The sequence below is a fragment of the Legionella pneumophila subsp. pneumophila str. Philadelphia 1 genome, assembly GCF_000008485.1.
Lineage (GTDB): Bacteria > Pseudomonadota > Gammaproteobacteria > Legionellales > Legionellaceae > Legionella > Legionella pneumophila.
The window spans coordinates 1,069,538-1,085,246 of the sequence record NC_002942.5; the positions used below are offsets into that span (position 1 = coordinate 1,069,538).

A 15,709-nucleotide genomic window follows, 5' to 3' on the forward strand; every position below is an offset into this window, starting at 1 on the left:
TGCACTTTTAATATGGATAAATTAAGCTAGCGCCCAAAGCTACTAGGAAGGCTCCAATCCACTGATATTGGGAAATCTTTTCACCAATAAAATAAGCAAATATTTGCGCAAATACCACTGAGGTATTACGAAGAGTAAGGGCTAGTCCAGCTTCAGAATGACGCAATCCGATTAAAAATAGCAAGAAGGACAACGCACTTATAATTCCTCCTAGAGAAGTTATTTTCCAATTGGATTTAATTTGATCTTTGAATACTTGTTTTTGTTCTTTGTTCATCAAAAGATAAACACAAGGTAAAGCAATCCATAAAGCTGCAGAAAAGAGTGCAGCTGGGTTTGCACCATATGCTAAAGAACGACCGTAGCATAAATGATAACCAGCAATGCAGATGCCACATAAAACCGGAAACAATAATTGCCTTGATTGAACGGGGTTAAAAGTTTTGCTTGTAAGTATCAATCCAAAAAGAACTGATGATACACCTATGACATTAGATAAATTTATATTTTCACCAAGGAAACATGCCGAAATAAACCATACAATTACCATGGCGCTTCCTCGCATAATAATGTAGGCCTTCCCAAGTGAAGACTGACTAAGACTAATAGCGAGTGTGATTATATAACCTCCTTCAAATAAACCAGAGGTTAGTGCCCATAAAAAGGAATCAGATGTTTTAAACAATGGACCAGAGAAAAAAGGAATAAATACAAGCGAGAATACAGTTGCAAAACTCATAATTCCCAATACTTCGTAATAGGGTGTTGAATTGCGTTTGGCAAATGTATTCCATGCTGCATGGAGGATTGCGGATAAAATTATAAATACACCAGAACCCATTTTCAGTTCATTTCGAGATAAATAATCGATTATTGTAACAATTGGACCAACAGCCTATAACATAAATTTTTTAAAACCCAATAGAAGTTGCAAAGTGATTTTAGAGTTTAAAGTATTAAAAAAGATGCCCCAAAGAGGGGCTTAATAGATTGAAAAAATATATGCCTGTCTACCAAACTTTACCGAACAATAATCACTAATAAAAAGATCCCGAGCAAAAGCCTCAAAATCAAAATAGCAGCTCAAACTATCCGGTATTTGATGGGCATAACAGTCATCAAATAACTGTCTGGCAAAATCAACCTCTGAATCATAGCAACCTTGGTAATGATCCTCCAACATGGTTTGTGCATCTTCTACCGAATAATCGCAGAGAAGGGCTAAGCCTAGCTCTCCATGTTCTTGAATAAATGAAGCATACTCCACAATATTACTTATTGACTCGTACTCATGGATTTTGATGCTGCCGAATCCTTCATAATCGTGTATGGCATATTCTTCAGCATTGGGCTCAGGGCTGTTATCCAGCATTTCCCAGATTTCTTCCATAATGTCATCTTCGCTTTGTGTGGCATCTATCCAAACACCATGCAGGATGGCATTGTTGTATGAGGCTAAACACGCGACGTAGATTGAAGGGGTGTCCATGGGATTATTTCCTTGTATTAAGGGAGCAATCCCACACGGGAGCTTACTCCCGTGGTAGGGTATGATTAAAACGGAATTTCTTCTGAATCGGTTTGCAACATTTCACGCATTTGCGCCATGTGGTGCTCTGCGGTCTTGTTGCTAGATTCATCAGCAGATTTGGAGTGACTGAGTAGCTGGATATGATTGACGACGACGCTTAACGTTTGATGTGTCTTACCTTCATTGTCAGTCCATTGATTAGAACGCAGTTTACCTTCAAGGTATACTTGCGAGCCTTTCTTTAAATATTCAGCTACTTTGATCAGTTTTCCAAAAAGCACCAGTTGATGCCATTCCACTCTGGTTTGCCATTCATCACTTTTTTTGAATGATTCATTGGTAGCCAAAGTGGCAGTGACAAAAGATTGTCCGTCTTTTCCGGTGATGCTTTTAGGATCAGCGCCGAGATTACCGATTAATTGAACGCGGTTTAAAGATGCAGTCATTGTATTCTCCTGTTATTGTTAAATGTGAGCCGCATAACAGAAAAACATCCGCATAGGCAGGTGGTTTTCACTTATGCGGATAAGACTTAATTTGCTTCAATTAACAAGCAATTCGTTGAGTATCAAACTGTTTGACAAAGGAAATCAGAGATTCCAGTTTGTGCAAACTTAACTCTGCCTGCTGAATGTCATAGGGATTAATTTGCAGTCGATGACGACTTAAATCATTAACACAACAATTCAGTTCAAACAGCAAATGTTCAATCTCAAGTTGCGCTGGTTCCTGCTGTTGCATGGTATGCTCCTTAGGTCTAAAGAGGATTAGCCCCAAAGGGACTATAAATCCCAATTGGGTTATGCAAAAAAGATCACCGAAACTTCGGTTGATTTACCTGGTTATTAATGATGATGTGCTTAAAGCACTCCTCGGGCGTAAAGCCGTAAAGACATCTCCTGGTAGGGTTTCCCTGCTAAACGCTTTGCCATGGAATTAGGGAACAAGATGGCATATCACAAGACCTAGTGGTTTCGTCAGATTTGCGCTGACTCATCAGTTGTGTTGCTTTCAGATTATCAAGCTAGTATTGGAAATCAAGCGCTTTTTTCAAGTGATAGTAAATGAACTTAATTGAAAATTTATTAATAGACCGCTTTCTGATAAATGGTACAATTCAAAGATAAGATCCTAGTTTTTTTGAGTGTTATTTGATGATTAAAGCCTCCACAAATGAGTTTCGTTTTTGTTTCAAACAAATGAATAAATCGCAACATGAACTTGTTTTGGGGTGGATTCATCAGCCACATATTAATGAATGGCTTCATGGTGATGGATTAAGTAATACAATAAAAGACCTTCATGAATTTTTAAACGATGGGAAACCGTGGGCAACTCATTGGATAGCCTATGATAATGAAATCCCCTTTGCTTACTTGATTACTTCTGAAATAGAGAAATCAGAAGAATATCCTGATGGTGCAGTTACGCTGGATTTATTCATTTGCAGGTTGGATTATATTGGGAAGGGATTATCAGTACAGATGATACATGAATTTATCTTAAGCCAATTCTCTGATACTAAAATCGTGCTTATTAATCCTGAAATCTCTAATGAGCGTGCGGTTCATGTTTATAAAAAAGCTGGTTTTGAAATCATTGGGGAATTTATAGCTTCATGGCATCCAGTACCACACTATAAAATGAAATTGTGTATTGAAGATTTAAAAAAGCAAAGATTGTCAGCCTAAGTAAATTTTTGTAATACTTAATCTCGAATGCCCAAGCGACTGGCTAATAATTTCCCTTGCGGTTCTATCCCAATATTTTTCAAGAGGATTCAGTTCTTTGTATACTCTGCCTCCTTGAATTGGGCATATAAGTCCATTGCCAGTTTTGTCATAGGATTTTGTAATTTCATGATATCTTCGCTGAGCATAAGCATGGCGAAGGCCATGGCATTTGCTTAAGCCCATTTTTTCTATCACTTCATGATACTGAGCTAGATGATTTTTATAAGTCTTTTCTTTAGGAATGAGGGATTGTCCAGCAGGAACTTGTTTTATAGCATTGAGTAGCCACTGTCGTTGTTGCTCATTCGTTAGTTTAATATCACGCCCGATTCCACCTTTTGTCCAGCTGGGCTTTATAACCAATTTATTTCCTTGCCAGGCGTGACTGAGTACAATCTTCATCGATTCTTCACGGCGTAGACCGAAAAGTGATTGGGCTTCCAGGGATAAACGGATCATTGGGTCTGAGCATTTGGAAAAATCGACGTTATTGATTGCTTTATTATATTGAGGGGCATAATTACGTTTATTGATTTTATAGTTGTCGTTGCATTCTTTGACCAGTTCTGGCTTGTTTAGCACTGAGGCTACTTTTCGCAGTTTAGCCATGTAATTTTTAATTGTTGCGGGATTTTTATTCTGCGCTTTCCAGTGATCAACCAGGATGTATATGTGTTTTGGTTTTAGTCCTTTTATGTGTGTTATCATATAGCCCAGTTCGTGTAGATCTTTGACGCAGCGATTCAACATGTGTTTCATATCTGCTCGACTGGCATGGGAGTAGTTTTGGATTTTCTTAATACATTCATTGATTGAATACTGGGCATTTTTAAGTTTGGACTTACTCATTGAGATACCTCCATAAAGAATCACGGGATTTGATGCCCATTTCGGTTCGAATAACCCAATAGGTTTCGTACTTGCCTAATATGGACAAAAGATACTGATACATTTGTTTTGCATAGAGGTAGCGGTATGCTTTACTAATCGGTAACGCATGCTTTTTTAAAGCCTTTCGCCAGGCAACTTTGGTGTCTTCATAATCGTTAAATTCAGCAATGGATTTACCGTCAGTCAGCTTTTTGATTTCATTAAGGATGGCTTTTTGCATTTCAAATCTGATAGGAATTGTTCTGTCTAAGGAATTAAACGCGATGTTTCTAGTTATCCAAATGCTGTCTGCTTGGATGTTAATTTCAGGTTTTATATAAATAGCTTCTTGAAAGGTCAGGCCAAATTCTGTTTGTAATGCCATGATGAGGCGCGGTATTGGATTTTCCCATGAGTGCCAGTGGTCGTGCTGTATTTTGAGTTTCCTTTTACGTTTCCTGATGGTTTTACTAAGTTGTAGAGATTGATTGTCTATATTGGGAATGGGGCAATCTATGCTGGTTAGATAATGCCTGATAATAGTCATGTGATTCATAATCGTGCTGGCACGAATTTTACTTTTTTTCCAATGAGCTACCAGTTGATGAATATGGTGCGATTGGATATTTTTCCAGGAGGATGGCACATCACCAATGCTATAGAGATCATCGATCATTTTACGAATAACATATGCCCGTTGTTTTTTGATTTTGTAACTGCCTTGATTGCCGAGCTTTAAATATTGATTGGCAGTTTGTCTTAAGCTGTATTTTCTCATCATCCCATCCGATAAAAATTTATTTGCCCTGTCTTTGGTTTAGTGTTGAACGAGCGGCTCACTCAAAGATGAAACCTGGCCAAAGCCATAAAGCTCGAAGTAGGGGGCAAATCAATCGTTATAAGGCAAACGATCTCGCCGATTTACAACAGTTTTTGAGAGCTTATTTCCTCCTTGTTTTGATGATTAATAAAAACGACAAGACAATGGCTCTTGTCATACAAGTCCATGGTCAAATTGAAATAAATTGACTTAAACTCCCGAGGGAGTTGCCCTGTCGGATGACAGAGATTCCTAGATGGTTTTCCCTACTGAACGTCCAACCACGGGGTTAGGGAATGAAGTGGCTTAGCATAAGACGTCTGTTGACGTTTCGCCGGAGTTTCACCAGCTCATCAGTCATGCTTGACTCCAAATTAGCAAAGCAGTGCTTGCTTCGCAAGGGATTTTGGAAAGAATTTTGTCCAATCCCGATTGGCGGGATCGGACAAAATGCTGAAATGTGTTGATTTTACGCGGTAAAATCAAGGTGATTTTTCTGCGTCACTGCTGGGAAATTTGCAGTGACGCAGAAGCATATGGAATTTAAAACTGGATATCTTTTGTCAATAAATAAAATTCATTATCTTATTTTTATCTGGTGAATTAGCTTGTTGATGGGCTTTTATTTTTTGTAGTTGTACTGTTTAAATAGTTAATGAGTTTTTGTTTTGTTTCAGAGAAACTCCATTTTTCAAATATTTTTGCTACAGTATTCTTATCAATAGCAAATTATAGAGCACGCTCATGCAGGAAAAATGCAGATTATGTGAGCAAGAAGCAATTTTACTGGAAAGCCATATTATCCCTAAGTTTATATATTCTTATTTAAAGGACACTTCACCAACAGGCAAACTAAGAGAAGCAAAAAATATTAATTTGAGAAAACAAGATGGTATTAAATTACATTGGTTTTGCCAATCTTGTGAAAATATATTTAGTGAATGGGAAAAATATTTCTCTGAAAAAATATTTTACCCTCTTCAAGAAGATAAAGTTCCAATTTATTACAACGAAAAATTTCTAAAATTCTGCGTTTCTATATCATGGAGGGTATTAAAATTCCTGCTGGAAGAAGATTATATTTCTGATTTTTCAAGTGAAATAAAGGGGAAAATCCAGACCGCATTGATTGCGTGGAGAAAACTTCTTTTAAATGAAGTGGATAATCCTGGCGTTTATGAACAACATTTTTATAATTTTATAGGAGAAATTGAGAGCAAGATGTTTGCTCTGAGCTCAAATATTCATCGTTACTTGCAAAGATCCATTGCTATCGATGTGATTAATTGGGGATCTAAAGCTATTATAGTTTATTCAAAGTTTCCAGGATTATTATTAGTTGGTTTTATACATATCGAAAATAGAAATACATTTAGAGATACAATAGTTCATGTAAAAAGAGGGACACTCCAACATCAAAATTTTTCCATTTCACAACAATTATTGAATTATATACAAACTAAGGCAAATAGGACCGACAAAATAAAGAGAAGTCTTTCATCTAAGCAAAGAAAAAAAATTAATGAAGACTATAAGAAAATTTCTATGGAGGATGTTGCTTCTTCAGGTACATTCCAATCACTTAAGCGCGATATAGATCTTTCGAGTTAAAGCATGTACCGAATTTAGTCATTCATTATTTGAGTTCATGGGCAAGGGAATTCTAATTTTCCAAATCTCCCCACCACTTGCTAATACAAACGCCTGCCCTTTAGGTAAAGAAATAATATCATCTACCCCAATCATAGGAGCATTAGATGTCTGAACGCGATCCTCATTTGTTGTATTAAAATAAACCCCATCGTCTCCATGCGGCGTGTCATTAACCATCGAAACTTGCGTATGTCCGACAACGCCAACTTGAGGCAGTACTTTAACCAGTAAATTGGCTGTTTCTTCATTTTTAACACGCAGCATAATCAGGGTATTAAAATTTCCCTCAGATACTTCTGCTTTAGCCCTGGAACCAAGTGCAACTTCCATATCTTGAATAGTTTGAGCGTAAGCGGTCACCTGAAATCCAGCACCTCCTGCTTTATTAAGAATCTTCACAAAAGAATCCTGAATAATCTCTGATAACTCATCGCAGTGTAGATTTAAAGTATATCGTGCGTTGGGTTCTTTATAGATTTTACCAGCTGTAGACACCAGATCAGACAAAAAGGCTTTTCCTACTGCTTGGGCAATATTGGGATTGGTTAGGCTATCTAAGCCAATATAAAGCACTTTCTTATTTTTAATTACATCCATCAGCTCAATATCGCCTGGTTGAGCTTTTGACGACAGGATTTTTGAGGCATTACTTTTATTGATTTCAGATAGTACAGGTCCGACACTGGCCGTGATTTTGTCGTAATAATGTTTATCCATAATGGCTGCATCGTAGAGGTCTATTAAGATTTGGTCGTGTAGAGCTTCGGCATTATTGCTTTTGATGGTTTTATTGATGTGGTCTTTGATATATTGAATGACTGCCTGGTGGCGTTCCATGGGGGATTTAGTCTTATTATTTTTGCCTATTTTACTGTCATGTTCCTCAATGATGTCATCTATCTCTTGATGATAATTTAGGTAGTGGTTAGGAAGAATGTTATCAGCATAGGACATTAACAGTTGTTCTAATCGGCTGATATAGAAGGCTATTGTTTGGTAGGTAATGGGTTGATTCATTTCTTCCAGGCATATAGCGACTATATTTACATATTTCCAGGCGAAGGCTGCGAACTGCTTTCCTTCTCCTTCTGCGGAGATTGCATCGGTGATGCGTGTGGCAACCTCACTGATTTGGTCGAATTTTTTTAAGGGGTTGTATTGTGCAGATTGTTCTGGAAATCCCAAGTGTACGATTTTGAAATCTTCTGTTCGTCCTGATACTTTACATGCTGCCACCATGTCTCTCACCAGGTCTTGATCGCCTTTGGGATCTACAACGATAACAGCATCCCCATTTCGGATGTCTTGGTTAATTAGAATACTGGCCAAACGTGTTTTTCCTACCCTGGTTGTACCGACAACGAAGGTATGGCCTACTCGCACATCTTGGGGGATGTAGACGGGTTTATCTTCGTCACCAACTCCATGCAAGAATGGACTACCACCAACAGGTGGATCTGGTCTAAATGGGTTTAGTTTTGAATTGATATTTAGCCATTTAGCCAGCTTTGTATGTTCATGGCTTTGGCAGAATCTTCTGGTAAGCTGGTAGCAATAGCTTCGTTGCATGAATTTTTCATTTTTGACTTGTTTAATTTGATGCAGTTTTTGGGTGTGGCTTGGCCGCCAGCGAAAGCCTTTACCTAAGAATAACCAGTTTTTGGATAAAGGTATTTCTGTGGTGGATAGGGCATAGGTAGGCATGGCTAACAATCTTCGGTGATATCGCTTTACTTTAATTGCTTGCCAGGCTCGATAAATTCCAGGGACGAATAATGCGAGTGCAGCATATAGTCCCATGGTTTGGGTTAGTAAAAACAAATGTGGTTGGGTATATGCCAGCAAGGCAAGAGACAAACAGGTAACTGCTGACCAGGCTTCTGTTGGTTCTCTTAATAGGTTATTAATGGGGTAATTGCTCATAGTCGACTTCCAATCATCAAAGCATCAATGAATACAAAAATAGCCAGCAAATACCAGCGGGCTTTTAAGGCAGTATTTAGCTGTTCTGCGGTAAGTTGGTGTTGATTCTGTAGGCGTGAAATTAGCTTTGGCCATAATAGGACAAGGGCTAAATAGAGCACTCCATGCAGGACGAGAAATAATGGTTGAATGGTGGTGAAGGTGTTTTGCCAGCGAGTAAGCAGATTGCTATTAATGAACCAGGGCGCAATTGCTAATAAGGCAATGATTGGTAAAACGGTTTGAATTAATACTATAATGGATGAACGGATATAATGTTTAATCATAGGGATAGCTCCAAATGAGAAAGGTATTTCGGTTGTTGGCAGTTGTTCTTGATGCCATTGTCGGAGTGGCAGAGGATAAACCTGCCAAATGCTACATGTCTGTTTATGAGGCTCAAGATAAGCTTGATAATGGCTTGATCACTATTCGTGAATACAATGAAGCCTTTGAACGTAAAGATGTGCTTTAACATATTCATTGAATTCCTTTTGAAATAATTTTTACTCCTGTCTTGGCTACCTGCATACCGGATTGCGCCATGCTTTCGCTTTGCCTATCTGCACCATTGACCAAATCCATAAGACCCGCCCCAGCGTCACCGCCAAAATGGCTTGATAATCTCAACAATAAAACAGGTGCAACAAAGTAAAACATCACAGCCATATTCTTCATGGCAGAAATCGCATCGTTTTCACCTAATGGATCAAGCACTGAACGTTCAAGAAATCCGACTAAATGCCAGAGGTACTGAAGAAAAATAGCCATGACAAATAAGGCGCATAAACTGCCTAATGCTCTGGTGCTGTAGCAGCTTAAAGACAAAACCATTGGAGTGAGAATGATTAAAAAGAACATGAAAAACGCCTGCATGACGGGCAATGTTTGCATGATTGCTTCTCTTTTTAATGGGGTGGATGTCCATGATTTTGTCCATTGTCCGACATTGACCAGGCTATGGGTAATGGCAGATGCGACTTTTCCATTGTTATTATCCATGAGGTTTTGCACAGAACTGGTCTGCATGTCTTTGCTTTCTTGCAAGAGCATTTTCGCAATAAAATCTTCTGCGCTGATGTCTGCTTTCCAGGCTTTTGGGTGTTTCACTTTATATTGGCGAACCCTATCAAGCATGGCGTAGTAGTTTAAGTGTTTATTAAAAACACTGGCCTGATTAGAGACTTCAACCAGGTCAGTTTTGATTTTGTTCCACCATTGCTGACAGCTGGGATAACCATCTTCTGGCAATCGTTCGGGTGGGATATCGCCACGATTAGCTGCCTTTTCAAGATTGCGATTAGGGGCTTGATGAAAGGTAAATCCTGGCACGGGTTGGCGAGCATGAAGTTTGCTGTAATACATTTTTTGCAGGATTTTAGAACCCATCCAGTTTAAGTCATCTTCACCGCCATAGCGTTTGAGCATAGGGTCTAATTCACTGGCTTCATGCTTTTCACTATTGAATTGAGTTCTGGCTTCAATAAAACATTGTCTATGAAAATCCAATGCCTGCTTGCGAACGCTCTGGGGGAGATAGGTTGATACCAAATCTCCTTGAATGGATTGCAAACTATCGGTGCAACCCGTCACCTTCATAAGGCTGTAGGTAAAGCTCGATATAAAATTCTGGATGATGGCAAAGCCTATAGGAATTTTGACCTGGTTAGTCAGTAGATCTGCAAAGGCTTCATCATAAGTTGTGCCGCTGTCGCCAATGACCGCAGTCGTTGGGTTTTTCAGTCCGCATAAGGGTTTAAATTGTAGGGCTTTGGTTTCCAACGGTACACAAGGATAGACAAATAAGCTGCATATCAGGAAAGTTATTGCCAATTCATAAAGAAAATTATTTAAAGCATGTTCAACCGCATAGAACGCGCCAGCTGGATTGAGCACATTTTTAAGAAAGCGATAACCAATGGCCAAAAAGCCAAGATACAACAGCCCTGTTTGCCACAGGGCGTTGAATAGAACCTCATACTGTTGCCAGCCTAGATAGGTGGTATAGAGAGATAAAGGATTAAAGACAATCATGATTAAGCTCCTTTATTTTCTTTAACGTAGATTGCGCCGTTTTTAACAGCAGGCTGTTCGTGATCCTGGCCTGGCATATTTTGGCTTTGGGCTTGATGGCGAATGTCCATGATGGTTCCCAAAGTCTCAGTCATCATTTTTTTGCGGACATCGTTTTCAAAGGACAAAGAATGAATGTCATCGTCTAGTTTTTTCAGGGCAAACAAGACCATATTCATAGCAGGTTTTAAATTCTGTACTTCTTGCACTTGTAATCCTGCTTGTAAGATGCGGCGCATCATTAAGGCTTTATCCAGCATATTTTGAACAGCGATTTCTTCTGCCAGTTTTGAGACAGTAAGCATTTGTTCTTCACGGGGCAGGTGCTGAATAGTAGTAATGACTTCATCAGTAATCAGTAAATTGGAGGCACTGACTTTACTCAGATTTTCTTCAGTAAGCGTCCAAGTACCATTGACTAAATTCCATAAGGCCTTGGCAATGTTCTGGCTACAGGTATTGGCGTTCGCGCAGCTTTGCAATAAAGCTGATAAACCAATCCCTGCTTTAGCATCATGGCTTTGTTTGTTTTCACTGCTGCTGACCTGGATATCGCCAAGAACCTTAACTGCCCAATTAGCAGCATCGGTAGGTGTTGGCCAGCTTTGTACCATAGGAATTTTGGTGCTTGGTTTTTCCAAAGAATCTAAAGGTTTTCTCTCTAAAAGAATGTTGTAGCCCGCAATGACTACATCATTAATTACCTTAATGGGGCGTTGAAACTTACCGCCCGCATTGCCTTTATTGCTGCCTATCCAGGGTAGACCATATTCATCTCGCTTTTGAGCGATGCTTTTTGATGTTTCGGTCACATCGACGTTTTCCTTTTTAGCTCGTTTGGCAGCATCAAGCCATCCTTGACTATCGGATACTGATAATATGCCTTCCATTGGAGATTGGTTTTGTTCCAGTGCTTGTTTGACTTCCTGACAATCTTTAACCTTGAGGGTAAATTCGTTTTGTGCACTGGATGCAGCGTTTTGTAGAACATTGTATAAAGCAGGCATGGACTGTTGCAGCTTATAAAGAGGGAATCCTGCGACTGAACCTTTTAAATTATCAATGACACCACCAGGGATATTTAATGCTGATTTTTTTAAATCCTGAAAGGTATTGGTAATGGATACGACAGGATTAAAACCGCTACAAGAGAATCCCATACGGCCATCAATATCTGCACCAATAACCAGCGTTTGATCTTTATTTACGGGCGGAATAAATAAATTAGATGTTCCTCCTAATTCATAATAGTAATCCGATTGGCTGGGCATAAAGCTGCCAGCATGGGTCAGTGTTGGAACGAGTAAAGCTATTAATAGAGATTTCTTCATGATGATGTCCTATCGTTTTTGAGGTTGCCCAACCTTGGGTAAAGTAAGAAAGTTCACGAGTTTGCCTTTATGCTGAATACAGCCGCGGTATTTGCGCCAAAGGACAAACACGTAATTGCCATTTCCGGCTTTTTCGTCTTCAATGCCAAAGTCCTGTGTGTCGCCTGGGTGGATATTGCGATTTAATGGATAAATTTCCTGCCAGATGACTTTCGTGTTTTGTGGGTCATAAATGGCATTAGCCACCACACAGTTTTTACCGCAGGAATTACTGGTTGATTTGGTGACATGCAGAGGATTTTTATTGGTGACAATATCGACCGCGTGCATGGCTGCAACAACTGACGCTCTGTAGTTATAGGGTTGCGTGACGCGCATTAATCTTGGAATTTCAGAACCCCAATGCTGTGTTAATGTGCCGATTTCATGATTGATTAACAGATGAGGATGCGTTCCCATATATAACAATTCAGCTGCTTCTGTTCTATCCATGACTGCATCAGCTTCGGCCAGATAATAAGGAACGCCAAAACCAGTTTCCGGTCTGTGTGATAGATATGGGATACGGTAAAATGCAGCAGGGCTGCCAATCACATCAACAATGCGAGTGCGTTCGTCATTGATATGAAGATCTGTGGTTTGACCGCTGTCATTGCCAAACCCCAACGCTGAGCCAGTTGCAGCCTTATAGGCTTGTTGGTACATCGTTCTTGCAGCTTTATTTTCATAAAGTGTTCTTGCTTCAAGCCATGGATTTTTTTCTGGTTTATTGCTGACGGTAATCACTAAATCAGGTAAAAATTGTTCAACTGCAGGGGTGACTTCAAGTCTTGGCGGTAAATGTCCTACCGTCCAAGTGCAAGATCCAATGACTTTGTAATGGCTGTTTTGAAACAGCTTTTGCAAAACCCGTGTGGCAATTGTGAAGGTGTTCACTGGATGAGGCGGGCTTGTGCTTTCTAAAGCAAAGACAGTATTAGTCATAAAAATAAGCCCTATTATGAGTAGTCGTTTTTGGTTGCTCGAGTTTCTTAGCCATGATTTCAGCTGCTTCAAGGACATCATGTTCTTTCTCCAGGAGGTGGCGTTGTGCTTTTTCTGATTTCTCAGTCATTAAAAGGGCAAGCAGGTAGCGAGGTGGAATGACGCGAAACAATCCTTGATAGCGTGACCCTAATAAAACCGCTTCTGCATACAAACCTTTTTGTGAATCAATATCTCTGATTAAGGTTTCCTGCTGCGGTGTTAAGGATTTGAAACGTTTCACATCAGTGATTTCTTTTTCATCCAATCCCAATAAAATCCAGGTTTCAATTAACGATAAAATCTTTGCAGCCTTTTCAGAATTCATGTCGGTGACATTTTGGGTAATTGCAACCAGCCAAAGCCCGAGTTTTCTGGCTACTTTGGCAACTAATAGACACACAGTCACCACAGAGGGAATTTGAAATTGCAGATGGGATTCATCAATAAAAAGAAAGGTCGGCCTATTGTCGTTTTGAGTGGCTTCTGCCATAGCCAAAATTCTTGGCAACAAAGACACCATAACCAAAGCCAGCTTTCCTGTATCATCTTTAATCGCTGAAATATCAATATGAAAGATATCAAAATCACCTAAAGGTTCTGTTGGCACATTAAAAAATCGTGATTTGGCGCTGTTAATGACATAACTGTTTAATCGGTCGTGCATATCCAGAATTCGGTCTTTCTTGCGAGTCACCGTTTCTTTATCCAACCGTCGTTTAAAGCTACTTACAATATGCTCAGTCAACATTTGTGGAATGCCGTTGTTAAATGAGGTTAGGATGGCATCAATTAATACTTCGATAAGCAGAGTTTCATCAGCCAAGGTAAATTGTTCTTCTTCCAAGGCATTGGCTTCCGTAATCATGGTACGCAAAGCCAAGGCAAGCTCTGCGAGATATGCGCGAGAACCATCACCACAAGCTAAATCTTCTGAGTTTGCAGGATCTTTAAGATCCAGGATTTTTTGAGCCATTAAAGAGGCTTGCTCAGCACTTAAATTATCTGTAATTTCTGGAATGGCTTTATATGCTTCACAAAATGGATTTAATGGAACGGCTTCCTCTTTCTTATTACTCAATAATAACTGCTTGGTTTTTTTGCCATGGGCTTTGGCATGAATGAGCATCCGGTCAAACGAGTTCCCCATTTCAAAAAGCACCACCCGGGCGTTTTTCATGGCGAGGAGTGATTGAATCATCCAGCCTGTTAAAACCGATTTACCACCGCCAGAGTTAGCGAAGATAGCGCAATGCGAATTTTGGCTAATAAAATCATGGTGAAGTAAGTCAAAGAAAACAGGCTCGCCTAAGCGGTTGAAAAAAGGAAAACAGGGTAGATGCCTTGCGCCTTGGTTCCGGCCATAGACTGGAAGTAAAGCTGCAAGTTCAGTGGCATACATCAGGCGGTCAAAGCATAAGTACTTACGGGCATAGTGGGGATCGAAGTTAAATGGCAGGGCATTGAGCCAGGAATTTAAAGGGTGGATATCATAGCTGGAATGAATTAAGGGCATCTTTGCATCGTTGAATATGGTATGCAGGTTTTTTTCTATGGCTTGTGCCTGTTGTTCATCTTCAGCTTGATAAAAAACGGCCTGATTAACCCAGAACAGACGATTACCAGTACTTAACTCATTACGGGCGGTTTTAATATCATCTCGGACTTCCTGTGGTTTTAAACTGGTTCCCACAATTCCTTTTTCTAATCGTGTTAAATGGGAATCAAGACTTTCATCATGGCTAAAGACGACTTGAATGGTGTAGATGCTTCCTTCTGGCAAGGTATCCAAAAGCGCATAGCGGTGTTTAGGATTGGCTTGTTGTCTTTCTCGGGAGACTAAACCAATAATAGGCGATTCTTTTAAGCCATCAACATACAGAACTCTTTGTTTTCGGCCTTCAAAAATAAATCCTTGTTCATCGCTCTCAGGCGGGGAAAAGAATATATTTTGCGCCAGATTAAAACCTGCTGGTATGGGGTCAGGGTAGGGATATTGTTCCAAGATCTCATCGGCTGATTTGGGATTAAACCAGCGTATCCACCATTGATAATAATCCTGACCTTTAAGACGTTTGATTTCTAGGCCTGGTGAGCGCAATTTGGTTTCAATCTGGCTGACGACTTCTTGATGTTCCAGAAGAGTCTGTTCTCTAGTTAAAGTGGTTTGATGTAGTTGTCTATAAAACAATACTCTGATTCTTCGTCTGCGGCCACGATAGGGCGCACCCGTTTTAGGATCGAGAAATAAGCCTTCTGGCCTGGTCATTTTATTGTAGAGATCGTGCAGGCGTTGTAAGTAGTCTTGCGTTAATGGACTTTCAATGAGTTGTTGTGGAATCTGGGCTTTAATATGATCGATTACAGGATCAAGGCTATATTCATCTTGAACAAATATCTGCATGACCCAAGGATCAATGGCATGAAGGGGAACTACCGTTGCAAAGGTATCGCGGATTTTATTAAAGACAGCTTGAAGATATTCAGGAGAAGCGGCTTCAGCTTGAATATCGCCTAACTCAAACCCTGAACCTAAACTTTTTCCATCAGCAAATAAAAATACTTGTTCCTTTTCATTAAAATCAACAATGGCGAGCCTGTCGGCAAAAGATGGGAGAGGGTTGGCGTATTGCATTTTTACCTCTTGTTCCTTTATAGCTTGGGGATTCTTTTCCCCAAGCAACCAGTTAGATAATCGTTTCATCATGCCTCC

Annotated in this window: 15 protein-coding genes; 3 read left to right on the forward strand and 12 right to left on the reverse strand. The window is 39.7% G+C overall.

Annotated features, from left to right (window positions below; all coding sequences use genetic code 11):
• Positions 1–7: 7 nt before the first annotated feature.
• The 4 genes from LPG_RS04840 to LPG_RS04855 form a co-directional block, all read right to left on the reverse strand.
• Complete coding sequence (locus LPG_RS04840; RefSeq protein ID WP_025862396.1) at positions 8–841, reverse strand: DMT family transporter; 834 nt, start codon at positions 839–841, stop codon at positions 8–10.
• Positions 842–982: 141 nt separating this feature from the next.
• Positions 983–1,489 (reverse strand): antirestriction protein ArdA, encoded by a 507-nt coding sequence (locus LPG_RS04845; RefSeq protein WP_010946710.1) that lies wholly within the window; start codon positions 1,487–1,489, stop codon positions 983–985.
• A gap of 65 nt (positions 1,490–1,554) precedes the next feature.
• Positions 1,555–1,977, reverse strand: coding sequence for a single-stranded DNA-binding protein (locus tag LPG_RS04850; RefSeq protein ID WP_010946711.1), 423 nt, complete (start codon positions 1,975–1,977; stop codon positions 1,555–1,557).
• A 100-nt stretch (positions 1,978–2,077) separates the two neighbouring features.
• On the reverse strand, positions 2,078–2,272 hold the full coding sequence (locus LPG_RS04855) for a hypothetical protein (protein ID WP_011946067.1): 195 nt from the start codon (positions 2,270–2,272) through the stop codon (positions 2,078–2,080).
• A gap of 413 nt (positions 2,273–2,685) precedes the next feature.
• Between LPG_RS04855 and LPG_RS04860 the strand changes: the two genes are divergently transcribed.
• Positions 2,686–3,222, forward strand: coding sequence for a GNAT family N-acetyltransferase (locus LPG_RS04860; protein ID WP_025862397.1), 537 nt, complete (start codon positions 2,686–2,688; stop codon positions 3,220–3,222).
• Here LPG_RS04860 and LPG_RS04865 read toward each other — a convergent pair.
• Positions 3,214–4,113: a phage integrase N-terminal domain-containing protein gene (locus tag LPG_RS04865; protein WP_025862398.1), complete on the reverse strand. Its 900-nt coding sequence runs from the start codon at positions 4,111–4,113 to the stop codon at positions 3,214–3,216. The genes LPG_RS04860 and LPG_RS04865 overlap by 9 nt on opposite strands.
• On the reverse strand, positions 4,106–4,912 hold the full coding sequence (locus LPG_RS04870; RefSeq protein ID WP_025862399.1) for a phage integrase N-terminal domain-containing protein: 807 nt from the start codon (positions 4,910–4,912) through the stop codon (positions 4,106–4,108). The genes LPG_RS04865 and LPG_RS04870 overlap by 8 nt, the downstream gene beginning before the upstream one ends.
• Before the next feature lie 786 nt (positions 4,913–5,698).
• Between LPG_RS04870 and LPG_RS04880 the strand changes: the two genes are divergently transcribed.
• Positions 5,699–6,565, forward strand: a complete 867-nt coding sequence (locus LPG_RS04880) for a hypothetical protein (RefSeq protein WP_010946716.1) — start codon at positions 5,699–5,701, stop codon at positions 6,563–6,565.
• A gap of 18 nt (positions 6,566–6,583) precedes the next feature.
• Here the strand turns inward: LPG_RS04880 and traD are convergent, their stop codons facing one another.
• Both traD and LPG_RS04890 read right to left on the reverse strand, forming a co-directional pair.
• The gene (gene traD, locus LPG_RS04885) at positions 6,584–8,530 is read right to left on the reverse strand and encodes a type IV conjugative transfer system coupling protein TraD (protein WP_010946717.1); all 1,947 of its coding nucleotides are present in this window, start codon (positions 8,528–8,530) and stop codon (positions 6,584–6,586) included.
• Positions 8,527–8,856, reverse strand: a complete 330-nt coding sequence (locus LPG_RS04890; RefSeq protein ID WP_010946718.1) for a hypothetical protein — start codon at positions 8,854–8,856, stop codon at positions 8,527–8,529. Before LPG_RS04890 ends, traD begins: the two co-directional genes overlap by 4 nt.
• 14 nt (positions 8,857–8,870) lie before the next feature.
• On the opposite strand from LPG_RS04890, the gene LPG_RS15210 reads away from it, so the two are divergent.
• On the forward strand, positions 8,871–9,044 hold the full coding sequence (locus tag LPG_RS15210; protein ID WP_010946719.1) for a hypothetical protein: 174 nt from the start codon (positions 8,871–8,873) through the stop codon (positions 9,042–9,044).
• 5 nt (positions 9,045–9,049) lie between these two features.
• Here LPG_RS15210 and LPG_RS04895 read toward each other — a convergent pair whose 3' ends face one another.
• Genes LPG_RS04895 through LPG_RS04910 form a run of 4 tightly spaced genes read right to left on the reverse strand, consistent with a single transcriptional unit; the run spans position 9,050 to position 15,700 of the window.
• Entirely contained in the window at positions 9,050–10,603 is a 1,554-nt protein-coding gene (locus tag LPG_RS04895) for a conjugal transfer protein TraG N-terminal domain-containing protein (RefSeq protein WP_010946720.1), read from the reverse strand.
• A 2-nt stretch (positions 10,604–10,605) separates the two neighbouring features.
• Positions 10,606–11,973 carry an integrating conjugative element protein gene (locus LPG_RS04900; protein ID WP_010946721.1) on the reverse strand — a complete coding sequence of 456 codons (1,368 nt, stop codon included), beginning with the start codon at positions 11,971–11,973 and terminating at the stop codon, positions 10,606–10,608.
• Between the two features lie 9 nt (positions 11,974–11,982).
• Positions 11,983–12,957: a TIGR03756 family integrating conjugative element protein gene (locus tag LPG_RS04905; RefSeq protein ID WP_010946722.1), complete on the reverse strand. Its 975-nt coding sequence runs from the start codon at positions 12,955–12,957 to the stop codon at positions 11,983–11,985.
• Positions 12,950–15,700, reverse strand: coding sequence for a conjugative transfer ATPase (locus tag LPG_RS04910; RefSeq protein WP_027223831.1), 2,751 nt, complete (start codon positions 15,698–15,700; stop codon positions 12,950–12,952). The genes LPG_RS04905 and LPG_RS04910 overlap by 8 nt, the downstream gene beginning before the upstream one ends.
• Positions 15,701–15,709: the final 9 nt, after the last annotated feature.

Bases quoted from the DNA above. Each gene is read 5' to 3' on its own strand.
- LPG_RS04870 (WP_025862399.1), bottom strand. From the start codon at position 4,912: ATGAGAAAATACAGCTTAAGACAAACTGCCAATCAATATTTAAAGCTC.
- LPG_RS04895 (WP_010946720.1), bottom strand. From the start codon at position 10,603: ATGATTGTCTTTAATCCTTTATCTCTCTATACCACCTATCTAGGCTGG.
- LPG_RS04845 (WP_010946710.1), bottom strand. From the start codon at position 1,489: ATGGACACCCCTTCAATCTACGTCGCGTGTTTAGCCTCATACAACAAT.
- LPG_RS04880 (WP_010946716.1), top strand. From the start codon at position 5,699: ATGCAGGAAAAATGCAGATTATGTGAGCAAGAAGCAATTTTACTGGAA.
- LPG_RS04905 (WP_010946722.1), bottom strand. From the start codon at position 12,957: ATGACTAATACTGTCTTTGCTTTAGAAAGCACAAGCCCGCCTCATCCA.
- LPG_RS04890 (WP_010946718.1), bottom strand. From the start codon at position 8,856: ATGATTAAACATTATATCCGTTCATCCATTATAGTATTAATTCAAACC.
- traD (WP_010946717.1), bottom strand. From the start codon at position 8,530: ATGAGCAATTACCCCATTAATAACCTATTAAGAGAACCAACAGAAGCC.
- LPG_RS04855 (WP_011946067.1), bottom strand. From the start codon at position 2,272: ATGCAACAGCAGGAACCAGCGCAACTTGAGATTGAACATTTGCTGTTT.
- LPG_RS04860 (WP_025862397.1), top strand. From the start codon at position 2,686: ATGATTAAAGCCTCCACAAATGAGTTTCGTTTTTGTTTCAAACAAATG.
- LPG_RS15210 (WP_010946719.1), top strand. From the start codon at position 8,871: ATGAGAAAGGTATTTCGGTTGTTGGCAGTTGTTCTTGATGCCATTGTC.
- LPG_RS04850 (WP_010946711.1), bottom strand. From the start codon at position 1,977: ATGACTGCATCTTTAAACCGCGTTCAATTAATCGGTAATCTCGGCGCT.
- LPG_RS04840 (WP_025862396.1), bottom strand. From the start codon at position 841: ATGGGTTCTGGTGTATTTATAATTTTATCCGCAATCCTCCATGCAGCA.
- LPG_RS04865 (WP_025862398.1), bottom strand. From the start codon at position 4,113: ATGAGTAAGTCCAAACTTAAAAATGCCCAGTATTCAATCAATGAATGT.
- LPG_RS04900 (WP_010946721.1), bottom strand. From the start codon at position 11,973: ATGAAGAAATCTCTATTAATAGCTTTACTCGTTCCAACACTGACCCAT.
- LPG_RS04910 (WP_027223831.1), bottom strand. From the start codon at position 15,700: ATGAAACGATTATCTAACTGGTTGCTTGGGGAAAAGAATCCCCAAGCT.